Source organism: Terriglobus sp. 2YAB30_2 (assembly GCF_052114765.1).
Taxonomy (GTDB): domain Bacteria; phylum Acidobacteriota; class Terriglobia; order Terriglobales; family Acidobacteriaceae; genus Terriglobus.
In genome coordinates this window covers 112,889-129,264 of the sequence record NZ_JBFRFJ010000007.1, presented here as the reverse complement: position 1 = coordinate 129,264, position 16,376 = coordinate 112,889, and the positions used below count along the sequence as shown (strand labels likewise).

The 16,376-nt window shown below is 59.0% G+C and carries 15 protein-coding genes; 5 read left to right on the top strand and 10 right to left on the bottom strand.

Translation table 11 applies throughout. From position 1 onward, the window contains the following. Nucleotides 1-20: 20 nt before the first annotated feature. The 3 genes from AB4Y89_RS12490 to AB4Y89_RS12480 all read right to left on the bottom strand — a co-directional run bounded on the left by AB4Y89_RS12490 (nucleotide 21) and on the right by AB4Y89_RS12480 (nucleotide 3,236). Nucleotides 21-1,895 carry an ABC transporter ATP-binding protein gene (locus tag AB4Y89_RS12490; protein ID WP_442301368.1) on the bottom strand — a complete coding sequence of 625 codons (1,875 nt, stop codon included), beginning with the start codon at nucleotides 1,893-1,895 and terminating at the stop codon, nucleotides 21-23. 78 nt (nucleotides 1,896-1,973) lie between these two features. After that, nucleotides 1,974-2,342 (bottom strand): hypothetical protein, encoded by a 369-nt coding sequence (locus tag AB4Y89_RS12485; protein WP_442301260.1) that lies wholly within the window; start codon nucleotides 2,340-2,342, stop codon nucleotides 1,974-1,976. 12 nt (nucleotides 2,343-2,354) lie between these two features. Further along, nucleotides 2,355-3,236, bottom strand: a complete 882-nt coding sequence (locus AB4Y89_RS12480; RefSeq protein ID WP_442301259.1) for an SCO family protein — start codon at nucleotides 3,234-3,236, stop codon at nucleotides 2,355-2,357. A 51-nt stretch (nucleotides 3,237-3,287) separates the two neighbouring features. Between AB4Y89_RS12480 and AB4Y89_RS12475 the strand changes: the two genes are divergently transcribed. Beyond that, on the top strand, nucleotides 3,288-4,541 hold the full coding sequence (locus AB4Y89_RS12475; protein WP_442301258.1) for an MFS transporter: 1,254 nt from the start codon (nucleotides 3,288-3,290) through the stop codon (nucleotides 4,539-4,541). A 4-nt stretch (nucleotides 4,542-4,545) separates the two neighbouring features. On the opposite strand, the gene AB4Y89_RS12470 is transcribed toward AB4Y89_RS12475, so the two are convergent. Next, nucleotides 4,546-5,397 carry a hypothetical protein gene (locus tag AB4Y89_RS12470; RefSeq protein WP_442301257.1) on the bottom strand — a complete coding sequence of 284 codons (852 nt, stop codon included), beginning with the start codon at nucleotides 5,395-5,397 and terminating at the stop codon, nucleotides 4,546-4,548. Between the two features lie 354 nt (nucleotides 5,398-5,751). On the opposite strand from AB4Y89_RS12470, the gene AB4Y89_RS12465 reads away from it, so the two are divergent. After that, a complete protein-coding gene (locus AB4Y89_RS12465) occupies nucleotides 5,752-6,375 on the top strand; it encodes a UbiX family flavin prenyltransferase (protein WP_442301256.1) in 624 nt (207 codons plus the stop codon). 190 nt (nucleotides 6,376-6,565) lie between these two features. Here AB4Y89_RS12465 and AB4Y89_RS12460 read toward each other — a convergent pair whose 3' ends face one another. Both AB4Y89_RS12460 and AB4Y89_RS12455 read right to left on the bottom strand, forming a co-directional pair. Continuing rightward, entirely contained in the window at nucleotides 6,566-7,516 is a 951-nt protein-coding gene (locus tag AB4Y89_RS12460) for an alpha/beta fold hydrolase (RefSeq protein WP_442301255.1), read from the bottom strand. A gap of 4 nt (nucleotides 7,517-7,520) precedes the next feature. Continuing rightward, nucleotides 7,521-9,086 carry a UbiD family decarboxylase gene (locus tag AB4Y89_RS12455; RefSeq protein ID WP_442301254.1) on the bottom strand — a complete coding sequence of 522 codons (1,566 nt, stop codon included), beginning with the start codon at nucleotides 9,084-9,086 and terminating at the stop codon, nucleotides 7,521-7,523. A 48-nt stretch (nucleotides 9,087-9,134) separates the two neighbouring features. Between AB4Y89_RS12455 and AB4Y89_RS12450 the strand changes: the two genes are divergently transcribed. After that, nucleotides 9,135-9,626, top strand: coding sequence for a GNAT family N-acetyltransferase (locus tag AB4Y89_RS12450; RefSeq protein WP_442301253.1), 492 nt, complete (start codon nucleotides 9,135-9,137; stop codon nucleotides 9,624-9,626). Between the two features lie 70 nt (nucleotides 9,627-9,696). Further along, nucleotides 9,697-10,428, top strand: a complete 732-nt coding sequence (locus AB4Y89_RS12445) for a TonB family protein (protein WP_442301252.1) — start codon at nucleotides 9,697-9,699, stop codon at nucleotides 10,426-10,428. 97 nt (nucleotides 10,429-10,525) lie between these two features. Here AB4Y89_RS12445 and AB4Y89_RS12440 read toward each other — a convergent pair whose 3' ends face one another. From AB4Y89_RS12440 to AB4Y89_RS12425, 4 genes are all read right to left on the bottom strand, one after another. After that, the gene (locus AB4Y89_RS12440) at nucleotides 10,526-11,515 is read right to left on the bottom strand and encodes a VTT domain-containing protein (protein WP_442301251.1); all 990 of its coding nucleotides are present in this window, start codon (nucleotides 11,513-11,515) and stop codon (nucleotides 10,526-10,528) included. A gap of 130 nt (nucleotides 11,516-11,645) precedes the next feature. Beyond that, the gene (locus AB4Y89_RS12435) at nucleotides 11,646-12,239 is read right to left on the bottom strand and encodes a Dps family protein (protein WP_442301250.1); all 594 of its coding nucleotides are present in this window, start codon (nucleotides 12,237-12,239) and stop codon (nucleotides 11,646-11,648) included. 66 nt (nucleotides 12,240-12,305) lie between these two features. Continuing rightward, on the bottom strand, nucleotides 12,306-13,571 hold the full coding sequence (locus tag AB4Y89_RS12430; protein WP_442301249.1) for an HlyD family secretion protein: 1,266 nt from the start codon (nucleotides 13,569-13,571) through the stop codon (nucleotides 12,306-12,308). 2 nt (nucleotides 13,572-13,573) lie between these two features. Beyond that, a complete protein-coding gene (locus tag AB4Y89_RS12425; protein WP_442301248.1) occupies nucleotides 13,574-15,070 on the bottom strand; it encodes a TolC family protein in 1,497 nt (498 codons plus the stop codon). 215 nt (nucleotides 15,071-15,285) lie between these two features. Here AB4Y89_RS12425 and AB4Y89_RS12420 point away from each other — a divergent pair, with 215 nt between their 5' ends. Then, the gene (locus tag AB4Y89_RS12420; protein ID WP_442301247.1) at nucleotides 15,286-16,371 is read left to right on the top strand and encodes a Gfo/Idh/MocA family protein; all 1,086 of its coding nucleotides are present in this window, start codon (nucleotides 15,286-15,288) and stop codon (nucleotides 16,369-16,371) included. Nucleotides 16,372-16,376: the final 5 nt, after the last annotated feature.

The window sequence follows — 16,376 nt, the reverse complement described above, 5'->3', positions numbered from 1 at the left end:
GTACCGTTTTTGGCTTTCGTCTACGCCTTAGCTTCTTCTTCCAGCTTGTCCCCTTCGCCGGGCGCCAGGAACATATTCATCTCTACGCCGTGCTGCCGTGTGTAGAGCTCGTAGTAGCGTCCGCCCATCGCCAGCAGTTCCTCATGGCGTCCACGCTCCCGGATGCGGCCTTGTTCCACAACCAGGATCTGATCTGCCCTGCGAATGGTTGAGAGCCGGTGAGCGATGACGAAGGTCGTGCGTCCCCGCATCAGGTAGTTCAGGCCTTCCTGGATCAGGGCCTCGCTCTCCGAATCAAGCGAACTGGTCGCTTCATCCAGAATCAGGATGCGAGGATCGGCAAGGATGGCGCGCGCGATCGAGAGCCGCTGCCTCTGGCCTCCGCTCAGTTTCACGCCGCGCTCACCGACGATGGTCTCATAGCCTTCCGGGAAGCGCTCCACAAACTCATCCACGCGCGCGATGCGGCAGGCCTCTCTCCACTGCTCCTCTGTCGCCTCCGGGCGCGAAAATAGCACGTTCTCGCGCACCGTACCATCGAAAAGGAAGGTCTCCTGCAGCACGACACCGAGCTGCGAACGATAGCTGCTCAGCTTCACATCAGCCAGATCCACGCCGTCCACGACGACCCGGCCCTGCTGTGCAGTGTGGAAGGCACATATCAGACTGATGATGGTTGACTTGCCGGAGCCGGACGAACCCACCAGCGCCGTCGAGGTCCCGGGCCTGGCTACGAAGTCGATATCATGCAGCACCGGTTTACCTTCTTCGTACTCGAAGCTGACGTGTTCGAACCGAACGTCACCCTGCAGCAGTCCCAGTTCTACCTTGCGCTTCGAGCCCGAGTCCTCCGTCAGCTCCGCCAGCACCTCATTGGTTCGATCCAGGCCGGCCGCGGCTTCCGTCAACTGCGTTCCGATCGAGACCAGTTGCACCATGGGAGCGATCATGAAGGTCAGGAACATGGTGTATTCCACGTATCCACCGACGGTCAAACGCCCTGCGGTATGCTCCCTGCCGCCGAGGTACATCACCAGGCCACCGACCACACCCAGCACCATGGTGCTCGACAGCGTCATCAGTGACTGCGCCCGCAGCGAACTCAACACGTTCTTCAGCAGCCGCTGGACGCCGCCGGCAAAGACGTTCGCTTCGCTCTCCTCCGCGTGATATCCCTTCACCACCCGAACGCCACCGAGAGACTCGGTCAGACGTCCCGTCACCTCGGCGGCGATGGCTCCCCGCTGGCGGAAGATGGGACGGATCGTCCTGAAGGCCCGCATGAGGATCACCGCAAAGACCAGCAGGATAGAGAAGGTCAGAAGCGTCATCCGCGTGCTCAGTCCGATCAGGACGACAAATGCAATCAGCGCAGTCAGAAGGCCGCCGACAAATTCTACGAGCCCCGTGCCGATGATGTTGCGCACGCCTTCCACGTCCGACATGATGCGCGAGACCAATACGCCCGTACGATTACGGTCGTAGAACTCCACGGGAAGCCGGCCGATATGCTCCTGCACCTTCCGCCGCAACTCGGCGATGAGCTTCTGGCCTTCGGTAGAGAGCAACTGCGACAGAACGTAGGTCGTGACTCCCTGGATCATCGTCGCCGCAGCGACAATACCGACGATCTTCGGCAACAAGGAAGACTGTCCGTGGTACATCACGTTGTCAATCAGGAAGCGCGAAGAAGCAGGGAGCACAAGACCGCAAGCACGGTTGACGATCATCAGCAGGAAGCTGCCGACCACCAGACCGAGCCGCGGGCGAAACAGCGCCCAGATCTGCGGCAGTACTTTCTTCAGAGGAGGCTTGGGCCTCTTCTCTCCTCCGTTATGATTGCGGATCGGCCGGTCGCCGGCGCGCATCCGCGGTGCTCCTAATGACGATGACATACCGCCCATATTTCGCTCCACTCCGCTATTGCCGCAGTAGTCCACACCTGCCACGGCCGCACCTCAAACAAATCGACGTTACGCTACCCGTGCGCGGCGTGCCTCGATGAACGACCGCACACACAGCAGCGTGTAAATCAAGCAGATCACTGCCATCAGAACCTCTTCGCGGACTGCCAACGGGCGAAGGATGGGACCGGACAGATAGGCCTTCAGGGCGCGGATTGCCGGAAACAGGAAGCCCAGCAGGCCGATAGTGACCGCGATATGCATGATGATCATCCGCATCTTGCTATCTTCCGTACGGGCGGCCATCCCCAGGATCGCCAGCGCGATTCCAAAGAATGCCGGAATCAGCGCCGTAACCGCGGTATGCCCCGTAATCCAGAAGAAGATTACTCCAAGCAGAATCAGCAATACACCAAACCGAATCGTTACATTTGCCATCAATGTTTCCTCTCAGGCCGCACGGGCCAGCTCTTTCATCCGCGCCGCGACCTGCGCAGCCGTCCAGTCATTCCCCGGATACCACTCGGCCACACGTCCGCTTTTATCCACGACTACCGTAGATAACGAATGAGTGAGCGATTTATTGTCGTCCGAGGTCACACCCAGGTCGAAAAACTCTTCCATGGGCTGCAGATTGCTCTGCGAAGGCACTGCAAACTCCCAGTGACGGAAGTCTGTTTTCCCCGCATAGATTTCGCCGTAGCTCTTCAGCACCTTCGGCGAATCGAAGGCCGGATCGAAGCTAATGCTCAGCAGGTGCGTTCCTGCCGCAGCGTCCTTATCCGTTGCGAGCGTCTTTTCGATCTCCGCGAAGTTGCGGCTCATCTTCGGGCAGTAGTCATCCAGCGGGCAACGGGTATAGACAAAGGTGATCAACAAAACCCGGCCCTGGAACTCTTTCAGGTGAATTGCCTTACCGTTCTGATTGGTCAGTTTGAAGTCCGGGACGACGTCGCCTTTCGCCGGGGCGTGAAACTGCATCGTCGGTTTGTAGTCCGGTTTCCCCTGGGCGATTACGACAATCTGATCGAGCTTGGCGTTCTTGTAGACTTCTCCGTCGTACTCGACAAAGAGCTTTGCCGTAATCCGGTCCCCCGGATGAAGCTCCTTCAGCACCGCAGAATCTTTCACCTTGTACGGCATGATCATGGCTTCCATAAAGCCTGGAATCGCCTCATGATCCAGGGTCACCTCGCTCCGGGCAGGATTCGTCTCGATCACCTTACCGCGAACATCAAACGTCTTCGTCGTGGTCGGAGGTTGAGGGGGCTTTTTGCACCCGGCCATGCAGACCACGACAGCCAGCAGGATCGCAAAAGAAATCTTTCTCACACCTTCATGATAGTCCTCGGAGCCTGCCATCCTGCGTGACACACTGGAGAGGTGCGCACTAGAGCATTTTCCCTATTGCTGGGTATCCCGGAAGAGGAGCGAAGCGGCGTTTTCATTGCGGAAAACGCCCATGGATCCGGAAGCCCTGCACGACACCTACAGGGAAAACGCGCTACAGCCCACGCACCGTCACTTCCGCTGCTCGCCTATGGATTTCTGCTGACCGGCCTGGGTACGGCTCTATTGGGTCCCATCCTTCCCCTGCTTGCAGCCAGTCATCATCTCTCGGACGCCTCAGTCGGCCTGCTACCGCTGGCACAGTTTCTAGGCGCCACTGTCGGCGGCATGACGGTCTTTCGCCGGCCGCAATACAGCTTCGGAGTTGGCGCCTTCGCCGCCGCGGCCGGGCTTGCTCTCTTTGCGATGTCACCTGCTCTACCGATGCTCATGGCCGTGCTCTTTGGCGGAGCCTGGGGTATCGGCCAGATGATCGCTTCCTCCAATGTGATTGCAGGCTCACGCTATACGCAGAATCGCGCCTCCGCTCTCACATTGCTCAATGCCCTGTTCAGCGTCGGTGCGTTGCTGTCGCCGCTGTTCGCCTTCTGGCTTACACCTCACATGGCGCTACGATCGATGCTGTTGGGTTTCGCAGCTCTTTTCGCGATTGCAGCACTGTTCTTTGCTTTCGAACGTAGCCGGAGCGCCATCGCGCTTCCAGACGGCACCTCCTCAGGTGCCTCAGGCGCTCCATCTGTCGGCCTTCCCCTCTTCCTTTTCTTTACCCTTCTGCTTGCCCTGTACGGAGCGTATGAGAGCAGTTTCAACGTCTGGCTTACCACCTACATGCTCCGCTATGGAGGGCGTTCTCTTTCTGAAAGCCAGGCCGTGACCTCAGCGTTCTGGATCGCCCTCGCCTGCGCCCGTCCCCTCTCTTCAGCCGTTCTTCTGCGTCTGAAGGACACGTTGCTGCTACGTCTTGCGCTGGTAGTGCTGGTGATCAGTACACTGGCGCTGCTCTTCGCTCATACTGCCGTCGAAATCACCGCCGTGGCCGTCATTCTGGGGCTCTCCCTCGGTCCGGTCTTTCCGGTGACCTTCGCCCTGATCCTCGGCCGCAAACCGTCTCCACGGCAGGCGGGTGTCATCATCGCAGCCTCCGGCCTGGGAGCCGCCCTTCTGCCATGGTTTATGGGAGTTGTTTCGCGGCAGGCGAGCTCGCTGCGTACGGCATTTCTGCTTCCGCTCGCCGTTGCTGTGGGCCTGCTGCTGTTCTCCTTCAGGCTAACCCGTTCTAGCGAATAGAGCGCTACCTGCTACCAGCCGAGAGTTCGCCTAGAATTTCGGCCTCGCGCGTAGCCTCTACGTCCTCGATACGGAAGACATGTGTTTCCTTCGGAGGCTCGAACCGTCCCGACCCTAGATACGCGGCAACAATGCCTGCAGTTAACTCCGGATGCAGGACTGCCAGCGGAACCAGATATTTCTTCGACTTCACCAGCGATTCGGCAACTCCGTTCACGCGGGTACTGCGAGGGATGTCACCGGGCAGCTGCGGAATGACGAAGGTAGTCAGCTCCAGCTCATCGTGTTTGCGGGCATACTTCACGAAGGATTTTGCAATCTGCTTCGGGGTGGTGATGCCGCCATCGGCCAGGATATTGCGGTGAACCGCCTTGGGGAAGTACAGGTTCAGCAACTTGCGCGAGAAGTCAGCACAGTTCTGAAACAGCAGGTTGAAGTGGCTGCGATTGTGGCCTTCGTTATAAGCCGTAATCAGCTCCGCATCCTGCGCAGCCGTCGTCCTTACCTGGAAGCCGTAGATCTTGCGGTCGTACGAAGATCCGACCATCTGGATCCAGTCGCCTTCCGGGGTGCTTCCATCCGCCGCATCCGGCACAATCTCACGCAGGTGGCGACGGCGGTATGCATCCCGAAGATCCGTCTCTAGCTGTACTGTCGCAGCCAACGGGATGTCGTTTCTGTCTTCCACGGCATACAGGTACGGGATCAGAGGAATGGCTACCCAGTCGTAGTGATTCACCTTGTAATAGCGGCTGATCACCGCCCCCAGCTCGCCAGGCCTGCACGTCCGCAGGCTGACCGAAGTCTCGGCGCAAACATGGTCAAGATATACAGCAGCATGGCCTGTCGGATTCATCTCTCCGAACCGGCCGAAAGGTTCCTCCACGAGCAGTGCGACACTGCCCTGCGCGGCAAACGAGGCAAAAAAAAGTACCGCATATATGCCCCAACGGAAAAATCTCCCCAACCCAAATAAGCTCATCAGTCCCGTATCTATTTCGATGCAACTTACAACAAACTGTTTACGGCTTCGTAGGCTTCGACCTCCACAACAGAAAAAAGTCGCGACGGGATTGGTTGCTCACCTTGTCTGCGATAGAGCATTTTTCCTGTAGATGTCGCGCGGACTCCCGCATCTATGGGCGTTTTCCGCAATGAAAACGCCACAGCACACCCTTCCGGACTACCCAGCAACAGGGAAAATGCTCTAATGATTGCTGTGAGCGAAGTTATTGTGCAAGAACGGGTTATCACGCTTGCGATTACCGGAGCCAGCGGTGCGATCTTCGCACGTCTTGCTCTTCAGATGCTCGATACCGACCCTCGCGTTCGCCGTATCCATCTGGTTGCATCGGATGCAGCTCTCCGTGTCTTTGCCGAAGAGCTGCAACTAGCCGGCCGCACCCAACTGGTGGAACGTCTTCTTGGCCGAAGCTCAGACAAGATCGTGCATCACGGACAGGACGACATAGGAGCAGCGATTGCCAGTGGGAGTCATCTTAGCCACGGCATGATTGTGCTTCCCTGCTCCATGGGTACTCTGGCGGGCATCGCCAACGGCCTTGCCTCTAACCTCATCGAACGCGCCGCGGATGTCACGCTGAAAGAGCGCCGGCCACTGGTACTGTGCGTGCGCGAGACGCCGTTCAATCGCATTCATCTACGCAATATGCAGCTTGCAGCGGAGGCCGGTGCGACCATCTATCCGGTTATTCCGACCTTCTATAACCATCCTCAAAGCGTCGAGGATATCGCTCGCAACTTTGTTCATCGCGTTCTGGCGCATATCGGCCTTCCGCAGGCTGGGGCGTATGAATGGAAGCCGGAAGATTAAATAGCATTCTCGCTTCGTACAGTCATACTTCCATTACCCGAACGACAATTCAAAAGAGATCGGCACCAGTGCTTGGGACAGTAAAGGCCGGGCCCATGTCCCCGCGGGACATGGGGCACCCCGTGTATGGGTTGTTCGAGATTGGTTGATCCCCGTCCAGCAACCAGGAACTAGCAACCAGCAACTCGCTTTACTTCGGCCATTCTCTGCGGCCGCCGGCGGTTGCGGGCTCTGACGTGAGAAATTCCTTCGTAGCCGCGAAGACGGGCACGGGGCACTCGCGTGGAGCCAAATGTCCGCAGCCATCCACGATCTCCAGCCGCGCTTGCGGCACCAGTTGCTGTAACCGCTCGCCGGTCACGGGAGGAATCAGACGATCCATCTTTCCCCACACGATCAGCACGGGCAGCTTCAAGCCGCTCAAGCGGAAGTCCATCAGCTCTCGCCCGATGGTCATCGCGTGAATACTCCGCTGCGTCACCCATCCATTCTCGGAGGCACGCCGTACAACATCGCGGGATACGAAGTCCGGCAGACGTGTCGGCACCGGCTCCAGAACGCGCAGCAGCTCAGTTACCTCGTCGATGCTCTTCGGCGTGAAGTTGTCGAACGAGAAGTCCACCTGGAAGTAGAGTCCGGCGGTGTCATACAGCACCAGACGCCGAACGCGCTGCGGATAATCGACCGCCAGCCGCATGCTTACCCAGCCACCCATCGACCAGCCGATCACGTCTGGCTGTGCCAGGCGCATGGCGTCCATGAACTGCACCACCATCTTCTCTTCTTCAACGATGGAGTAGTCGGAACCCTGGGGCTTTGCAGACCGGCCGTAGCCTAACAGGTCCGGTGCGTAAACGTGATATCCCTCACCGGCGAAACGAGGCATCAACTCAGCCCAGTCCTCGACACGGCTTCCCAGTCCGTGAACCAGCAATAGCTGCTTCCCGTTCACAGGCCCGGCTTCAACGTAGTGAATCCGGTGACCGTCCAGCTCGATGTAATGGCTGCTTACACCCTGCCGCCACATCTTGTAGCGCAGCAATTGATCGCTCACCCACAGGGGCCGTAGGTAAAACACTGCACCAGCGACGAGAACCACCACCAGAAGACTTCCAAGAATGCGTAAGAACCAGCGCTTCATCAGATCAGTTGAACCCCAGCTTGCGGCAGAGACTGTCGACCCGAGCCTTTATCTCTGACGGCATCTCCAGCATGTCCGGCCATTCGCGGGTGAAGCCTTCTGCGGCCCACTTCCGCGTTGCGTCGATCCCCATCTTGCTGCCGTAGTTCGGCAGACGCGATGCGTGATCCAGAGAGTCCAGAGGACCCAGTGTGAACTGGATATCGCGCTCCGGATCGATATTGTTGGTTACCCGTAGCGTGACCTCGGCCAGATCCTGCACATCGCAGTCCTCATCCACCACGATCACGATCTTGGTGAACATTGCCTGCCCCATGGACCAAATGGCGTTCATCACCTTGCGCGCCTGTCCGGCGTAGCTCTTCTTGATGGAGACGATCATCAGGTTATGGAAGACACCCTCCGGCGGCAGATTCACATCCACAATCTCCGGACAGGTCAGCTTCATCAAAGGCAGGAAGATACGCTCCACCGCCTTCCCCATCCATGCATCTTCCATCGGAGGCCTGCCCACTATCGTGGCAGCATACACGGGGTCTCTGCGATGCGTGATGCACGTAATGTGAAAAACGGGATATTCGTCCTTCATGGTGTAGAAGCCCGTGTGATCGCCGAAGGGGCCTTCGGTACGCAACTCTGTCAGGTCGACGTAGCCTTCCAGCACGATCTCCGCATGCGCCGGCACCTCCAGATCGACCGTCTCGCACTTCACCAGTTCCAACGGCTGCTGCCGCAGGAAGCCAGAGATCAGGTACTCCTCTACTTCGGGCGGAGCAGGCACAATCGCCGCGAAGGTCGTCGCCGGGTCGGAGCCAATCGCTACCGCGACCTCCATCCGGCTGCCACGAATCTTCGTCAGCACCTGCTGCGGCACGCTGCTTACATCGGCAGCGGCTGCCGTTCCCCCCTGCGTCAGGGCCATCACGTTCACCGCATCGGTGCTGTTACCGGCTGCCTCACGCAGGACCTCGCGCAGGTGCTCTGCGGCGTTCTTCTGCCGCTGCCAGTGCATACCGGTTGTCTGACCGTCATAGACCTGCATGCGATACATGCCCAGGTTGCGCTTACCGCTCTTCGGATCTTTCGTCGTTACCAGCGGCAGCGTAATAAAACGGCCACCGTCCTGCGGCCAGGTCTTCAACACCGGAAACTCAAGGACGTCGAAGTTCTCGCGGCGGATGACCTCTTTGCAAGAAGCGTCTTTATTGCTGACGACCCTCGGGAAAAACCGGCCGACCTCTGCAAGCTTGGGCAGCATCTTCAGCTTGTCCATCAGGCCGCCGGGCATCGGCGGATGCAGCAGCTCCTCAATGCGTCCTGCGACTTCATCGAGCGAGTTCACCCCCAGCGCCATCATCATGCGGCGTTCTGAACCGAACTGGTTCATCAGGACGCGGCTTCCGGGATATCCCTTCACGTTCTCGAAGAGGAGCGCCGGACCATCGCTCTTGACCGCACGGTCGGCGATCTCGGCCATCTCGAGGATAGGATCGACCTGCTCGCGGATCCGCACCAGTTCCCCAGCCTGCTCCAACGCCTTGATCCATTCCCGCAAATCCCGAAATGCCACTCGACTCTCCTTACCACCCCTTATCCTACCCTGCGCTACGCTGAAGGCATGCCCCTTCAACCAGCTACACGTGACGATATTCCGGCCATCTGCGCGATCGAGTCACTCTATCCCGCATACATCACCGTGCAGCCGTCGGAACAACATCTTGCCGCCCTCGATGACTCGAATCTCGCTTACCTCGTTGCGCGTCACGCGGACGACAGCGTTGCCGGGTACGTCATTATGGCCGGGCGTCGTTCACCGCACCACATCATTGAACTGCGCCGTATCGCAGTACGCAATCCCAGCCAGCGCCTGGGCCGTCCGATGCTGCTTGAAGCGATGCGGCTCGCCTTCCGCGAGTATGGTGCGCATCGGCTATGGCTGGATGTAGCCGAAGAGAACGAGCGCGCCCAGGCGCTCTACCGTTCTGCCGGCTTCCAGCAGGAAGGAATTCTGCGAGAAGCCCACTATCACGACGGGAACTATACCTCGCTGGTACTGATGTCGATGCTGGAACAGGAATACAGGGAACAAGAAGGTAAGGAACAAACTTAGGGCCGCCAGTGTCTATGGCAGCGTACGCATTCCTCGCTGGATGCGCACTCACATGAAGGAGAGTGCCACCATGCTTGAGTCTGCCCTGATCGAATCCACAGGACGCATTCACACCGCCCGCCGTTACACAGCTATCGCCTCGATTGGTCTCCAGCTAGTTATTGGAGCAGCCTGCATTACCTATCCGCTGCTCTACCCCGAAGCACTTCCCAAGTCGGCGATCACACCGCTACCGCTTCAGCCGCCGATGCCTGCTAAAGCGCCTCAGGTCATCGCGCAGACCGTAGCGAGGACAGTGTTACCGACGACACCGATGGTGGACAACGCATTTACCGCTCCCCAGCATATCCCGCATCTGCCCGATGCGACGCCGGACCCAGGTCTCGCAGAGAATGGCATCCCAAATATCGGCCTCGGCACAGGGAATAGTACGAACAACGTCATCGGCTCAGTGCTTTCGAATCTTGGGCCGACTCCTCCCGTTGTCAGCGTCGTCCCCAAGCCGAAGCCCGCGGTTCAGCGTGTCTCGGAAGGCATTACACGCGGCCTTCTGTTGAAGCCCATCACCCCGGTCTATCCGGCCATAGCCCGAGCCGCTGGAGTCCGCGGCACAGTTATCGTCACGGCGATGATCTCGAAGTCAGGAACGATCGAGAGCCTGCAGGTGGTTAGCGGCCCTGGAATGCTGCGCGGCGCAGCCCTCGACGCTATCCGCGCTGCACGCTACCAGCCTTATCTTCTGAACGGAGAACCCACAGAGGTGCAAACCACTATCACCATCAACTTCACCATGGGCAGCTAAAAAAACGGGCCCATGTCCCCGGGACATGGGGCACCCGGTGTATGGGTTATCTCGAATTTGTCGATACGCCCTAGGAACCAGAAAGTGGCAACCAGAATCAGGCGCTCACCGCAAGCTTTGACCCGGTGGAAGCCGGCTCGACATACTCTTCCAGGGGATATCCGGCCTGCTTCCACCCGTCAAAGCCGCCTTTCAATGGCCTTACGCGGTAGATGCCCAGCTTGTGCAGGCGTAGCGCCACCTTCGCACTGGTCTCCTCGCTCGGACAGGTGCAGTACAGTACCACGTCCCGGTCGCGCGGAATCTGGTCATGCTGCTTCTCCAGCTCCGTCGGTTGAATGCGGACGGCGCCTGGCAACACTCGAGGATCCGGGAGGTAGTCCAACGGATGCCGCAGATCCACGATGAACGGCGCTACCGTTCCGTCTTCCAACGCGGTGTCGATCATCTTTTTCAGCTCAGAAGCGTCCAGACGGAGTTCGCGCACGCTCAAAAGGAACTTGCGCTGCCGCCAGACCTTCTGCACGAGGAAGCCGATGACGAGCAGAACGAACAGAACCCCTGCGAACCGTCCCATCCAGTGGAAGAACGCTGCGTTCCTCTTGGCGATATCGCCGAAGAACCTGCCGGCAAAGATATAGGCGCTTCCCCAGATCAGTGCTCCCAGCCCATCCATCGCCAGGAACTTCGGATAGGACATACCCGTCTGTCCGGCAACGGGCGGAGCCAAGGTGTTCAGGCCCGGCACAAATTTGGCGAACAGCAGGGTCACACCGCCGCGGCGGCCGAAGTACCCCTCCGTCTTCTTGACGCAGGCACTCGCCTCCAGGCTCAGCCGGCAGACCAGCTTCACGACCCGACCGCCGAACCGGCGTCCCAACCACCACCAGACGGAGTCCGCTAGAAGACACGCGATTACGACTGCAGCCAGAGCAATGGAGGCATGCAGCTTGTGGGCAGCCGAAAGGGTTCCCACCGTGAGCAGCGCGGGCGTCGTCGGAATTGGTATGCCGAGCTGCTCCAGCAGGACCCACGTGAACAAAATCACGTAGGCGTACTGCACAAAGAACTCGATGGCGATAGGCATGAGAGTGGCCCCGGAGGAGGTTACATCCTAACTCACTAGATGTATGGATGGGTAAAGAAGGTGCAAAGCAGCAAAAAGAGCCTGCCCCGCCAGGGACAGGCTCTCCTATTTTAGGGCTTCCGAAGTAGATTTACTCCGCAAAGGTCAGCGGCATCTCCACCAGGTGTTGGCTGAGGAACCAGCTCTGCAGCTCATTCGGGCGGAGCACGTCGCTGACCGCCAGATCGTTGGTGCCGTCGTCGCCCGCCTTATCGGCATCCTCGGCGAGCTTACGGCACTCCTCGATGATGACCCGGTGGGCATCCAGCAGGCGTGAGATCTGCACTGGAACCTCTTCCCGACCGCGGGGCGGACGCTGAATCTGCGATACCTCAGCCACATCCGCTCCCATCGCGATCGTGACACCACCCAGCAACTGGATCCGCTCGGCGATCACGTCGACGATCTCCACCTGCTCTTCGAAGTGCTTATCAAACAGAAGGTGAAGCTGGTAGAAGGTAGGTCCCGCCACCTGCCAATGGTGCTTTTTATACATGTCACGGAGGGTGATCGAGTCCGCCAAAAGCTGGTTCAGCTTAGCGCACATCGCTTCACGAACATCGGACTCCAGAGCGTTCGGGAGATCCTTCACCACCGAACCGTACTTCTGGATCTCCTTCGCCTTCTCATGCCAGTGGGGCGTGATCAGGTCTTTGTTCTCAACCTTCTTCATAGCGACAGCCATTGTTATTTCTCCTTGGGGAATCCCACATCGTGCTTAGGATGCAGGCTTCCCCAATTCGGATTGCCGCTACTTGATCCGTACCTCCGGCACGACCGAATAGCCGGGCCGCAAGGAAAGATCCTTGTTTTCTTCCTTCAGGTTGGTGAAGTCAATACGTACCGGAATACGCTGCACAACCTTCACGTAGTTACCCGTGGCGTTCTCCGGCGGGAAGAGGCTCAGCCGCGAGCCAGTGGCTCCGCCAATCTGGGTTACCTTGCCCTTGTACTCACGTCCCCCCAGAGCGTCAACCTTGATCACGACTTCCTGGCCGGGATGCATCTTATCGAGCTGGGTCTCCTTGAAGTTTGCCGTCACCCAAAGGTTCTCCAGCGGCACGATGGTCAACAGATTCTGTCCGATGGACAGGTTCGCCCCCACCTGGACATTCTTCTTGTTCACAATGCCCGTCACCGGGGCCGTGATTTTGGTGTAGCTCAGGTTCAGCTTGGCCTGGTCGATCCGTGTCTGTGCCTGCCTGACCTCGGCAGCGGCGGCAGCGGCGCGAGCCTCCTGCACTTTGACCTGTTGAGGACCATTCTTGGCAGCCTGAGCAGCACTGGCCTGAGACTGAATCAGCTTCTGTTGCGATTGGCGGACCGCTTCCTGCTGAGCCACCAGAGACGACTGGGCTTCAAGGTACTGCGCCTTCTGTGCGGCAGCCGTCGCCACGGCGGCGTCGAACTGCTGCTTCGAGATCACGTCCTTGGCTACAAGAGGCGTATACCGTTGTACGTCGAGGTCGGCTTTGGTCAAGTTTGCCTTCGCCTGCTCCACCCGGGCATCGGCAGCAGCGACCTGCTTCTGCGCCTGCGCCACGGCGGCGATAGCTCCCTGGACATCAGAACTCGTCGTCGAGGTTTCTGTACGAGTGCTCAGGCTCGTGATCGGCACATTCACCGTTGCCTGCTCGTAGGAGGCCTGGGCATTCGCCAGCTGCGCCTCGGCCTGCTGCAGCGCTACCTCGTAGTCCTTCGGATCGATCTCCGCCAGCACTTTGCCGGCCTCGACCGTCTGGTTGTCTTCCACGTAGACCTTGATGACCTGGCCGGTCACACGCGAGCTCACCTGGTACAGATCGCCGTCTACCTGGGCATCATCGGTGTCTTCGGTGAAGGTACTGCGCCAATAGAACAAACTGCCCGCCAGTGCCAGCAGCACCAGCACCGCAATCACGATGACGCGCCGCTTGGCCTTCTTCTCCGGCTGCTCGGGCGCCGTGTCATCGCTGCGCTCCTGCACAGCCTGCGGCTGAATCCTCTGCTGTTCCTGATTCTGTTGTCCGTCCGCCACGGTCACTTTCCTCCCACGTAATCTTTGTAGTTCGTCTGCGCTACACCCAAAGCACGCGCCAGCTCCAGCTTGGCGAGATTGTGTTGATACAGCGCACTGATGTACTGATCGTTTGCCTGCGCGGACTGCGCCTGCGCTTGAGACACAGCAAGGTTATCGCTCACTCCCGACTTGAACCGCTCCTGAGCTTCACTCAAAGCCTCATTCGCCGTAAGCACATTGGTATGCGTTGCCTCTATCAGCTTCGCCGCGGACTGAATATCCAGAATCGCCGTGCGAATATCCTGATTGACCTGCTGCACCTTATCGGCAAGCTGAGCCCGAGCCGTCTGGTAACTCGCGTCCGCTACTTCTTCATCGCCATGCGTCTTCGCAATCTGCAGTAGCGGAGCCTTGACATTGCCGCTTGCCGTATAGGTTCCGTGCGAGTGGCCAGGCGTGGGTCCGATATCGCCGTAATCACCGCTCACAGTCACAGCCGGAAGCTGCTGCGCCCATGCCGCCGTCTTCTGGGCATCCGCGCCTTTCAGCGTTTCCTCAGCAGCGGCCAGATCCTTCCGGTTCTTCAGCGCCTGCTGGAAGGCTGCGTCGGCATTCAGCTCCTCCAACGGAGCGAACGGAGCCGTATCTGTCAGGCGGAACTCCTGCTCCAGAGGAAGGCCGATCGTGCGTGCAAGAGCGAGTTTGTCCTTTGCCAGGTCGTTCTTCGCCGAGATCAGTTGCTGCTGCTGGTTCTGATAGTCCACCTGGGCCCTCAGAACATCGAGCTTCGGGCTCGTGCCGGCATCGTGGGCGGCTGTCGCCTGATCCAGGCTCACCTTCGACGAGTCCACCTGGGCCTGCACGCTCTCCACGCGCGAGGCATCCGCGATGCATAGCAGGTACGCATTGCCTACTGTCAGCGTGACCATGTCACGGGCATCTTCCGCGTTCAGCTTCGATGCCGCGAAGTTATGTTTCGCCGCGATGTAGTTCTCCAGCGACTGCACATTGACCACAGACTGTGACAGGTATCCACGGAAATCGAAGACCTGGAACGGTCCGACGATGGGGCTTACTCCGGGGAAACTCAGACCAAATGCCGCAAGGTTAACCTGCTGCACGTTATAGGTAACCTCACCACGTGCTGTCGGCAACAAAGCCTGCAACTCCTGCAGCCGCTTGCCCCCGGATTCTTTCACCGAAGAGGTTTCCAAAATCAGTCCGAGGTTGGTCTTCAGTCCACGTCGGATGGCATCACCGAGACTCAAATCGAGAACTCCGTCCGTGGCTTTCCCCTCCACGACAGAGCCCTTGAAGTTGTCTTGCCCACTCGTCCCTGTCGTGCTCCGCGACTGCTGTTGCAGCACACCTTGTGCTGCCTGCACCGCCGCGGCGCCAGAACCCGGCGAAGTATTACCCGCGCCCGAAGGCGCCACACCGCTGCGCGACTGCTGCTGCGCACCGAGGGCTCCAGCCAGGAGCATTGCCGGTAAAACCAAGATCTTTCTCTGCGCCATTGTCCTCATGCTAATCGCAACCGCACATCACACTTCGCCGGTCTTGATCCGCCGGCCCTTTTCATACGACTGGAGCGGTTGTTCTTCCTTTGGATGCAGGCCCCTGCGCCGAACGCTTCAAAAAAGTTGCATTTCATCTTCCATTTCGCCAAATCCCTCTGACATACCACCCTGGCATCTTGCATACAGAGCTCTTTCACCTGCACCCTATACCCATGATTCGCACCGGACTCATCGGCTTTGGCCTCGGCGGCCGTGTTTTTCACGCGCCCTTTATCTCCGTTACCCCCGGCATGGAATTAACCGCGGTGGTGCAGCGTGGCCCGTGGAAGCAACCCTTCCCCTCGGCCTCAGAACAGTACCCCGGCGTCCGCATCGTCGGCTCTGTCGAAGAACTCCTGGCCATCGAGGAGCTCGACCTTATCGTTATCTCCACGCCGAACGAGTCTCACTTCTCTCTATGCCACGCCGCACTTTCCGCCGGGAAGCACGTCGTCATCGACAAGCCCATCACGACCTCATCCGAGGAAGCCCGTCAGCTCATCGATCTTGCCGAGTCAAAGAACCTCATCTTCGCGCCCTTCCAGAACCGGCGTTTTGACGCGGATTTCCGCACAGTCGAACGCATTCTGGACTCGGGCCGTCTGGGCCGCCTGGTCACCTTCCGCGCTCACTTCGATCGCTTCCGCCCCGGCATTCGTCCGAATACCTGGAAAGAGAGTGGCGCCCCGGTCAACGGCCTGCTCTTCGATCTCGGTCCGCACCTCGCCGACCAGCCGCTTGCACTCTTTGGTAAACCGGACTTCGTCACCGGCTCAGTCCGCACAGACCGCGACAATTCTGCGATCGAAGATGCCTTCGACATTCGCCTCGACTATCCACGCCTGACGGTTCACCTCTCGTCGAGCATGATCGCCGCCTCGGCTTCGCCGCGTTTTCTGCTGCACGGCACGAACGGCAGCTTCGTGAAATACGGTCTTGACCCGCAGGAGCCTGCCCTGCTCGCCGGTCAGCGGCCCACAGTGGACGGAGAATGGCTCTGCGAACCGGAATCGGCCTGGGGCACCCTGATCCTTGCCGACCCTGCATCCGGCGGTACCCATTCAGAAACTGTTCCATCTGAGACCGGTGACTACCGTCTGTTCTTCGCGAATGTGCGCGACGCTATCACCGGTAAGGCTCCGCTGATGATTCCGGCCATTCACGGCCTACGTATTACCCGCACCCTCGAACTGGCCCGTCAGAGCAGCGCGGAAAAACGCTCCATCCCGTTTACCGAAGCTGAATGGAATTACAGGTAAACTCA

Bases quoted from the DNA above. Each gene is read 5' to 3' on its own strand.
- AB4Y89_RS12425 (WP_442301248.1), bottom strand. From the start codon at position 15,070: ATGGCGCAGAGAAAGATCTTGGTTTTACCGGCAATGCTCCTGGCTGGA.
- AB4Y89_RS12470 (WP_442301257.1), bottom strand. From the start codon at position 5,397: ATGAATCCGACAGGCCATGCTGCTGTATATCTTGACCATGTTTGCGCC.
- AB4Y89_RS12440 (WP_442301251.1), bottom strand. From the start codon at position 11,515: ATGCCTATCGCCATCGAGTTCTTTGTGCAGTACGCCTACGTGATTTTG.
- AB4Y89_RS12490 (WP_442301368.1), bottom strand. From the start codon at position 1,895: ATGTCATCGTCATTAGGAGCACCGCGGATGCGCGCCGGCGACCGGCCG.
- AB4Y89_RS12450 (WP_442301253.1), top strand. From the start codon at position 9,135: ATGCCCCTTCAACCAGCTACACGTGACGATATTCCGGCCATCTGCGCG.
- AB4Y89_RS12465 (WP_442301256.1), top strand. From the start codon at position 5,752: ATGATTGCTGTGAGCGAAGTTATTGTGCAAGAACGGGTTATCACGCTT.
- AB4Y89_RS12460 (WP_442301255.1), bottom strand. From the start codon at position 7,516: ATGAAGCGCTGGTTCTTACGCATTCTTGGAAGTCTTCTGGTGGTGGTT.
- AB4Y89_RS12445 (WP_442301252.1), top strand. From the start codon at position 9,697: ATGCTTGAGTCTGCCCTGATCGAATCCACAGGACGCATTCACACCGCC.
- AB4Y89_RS12485 (WP_442301260.1), bottom strand. From the start codon at position 2,342: ATGGCAAATGTAACGATTCGGTTTGGTGTATTGCTGATTCTGCTTGGA.
- AB4Y89_RS12420 (WP_442301247.1), top strand. From the start codon at position 15,286: ATGATTCGCACCGGACTCATCGGCTTTGGCCTCGGCGGCCGTGTTTTT.
- AB4Y89_RS12435 (WP_442301250.1), bottom strand. From the start codon at position 12,239: ATGGCTGTCGCTATGAAGAAGGTTGAGAACAAAGACCTGATCACGCCC.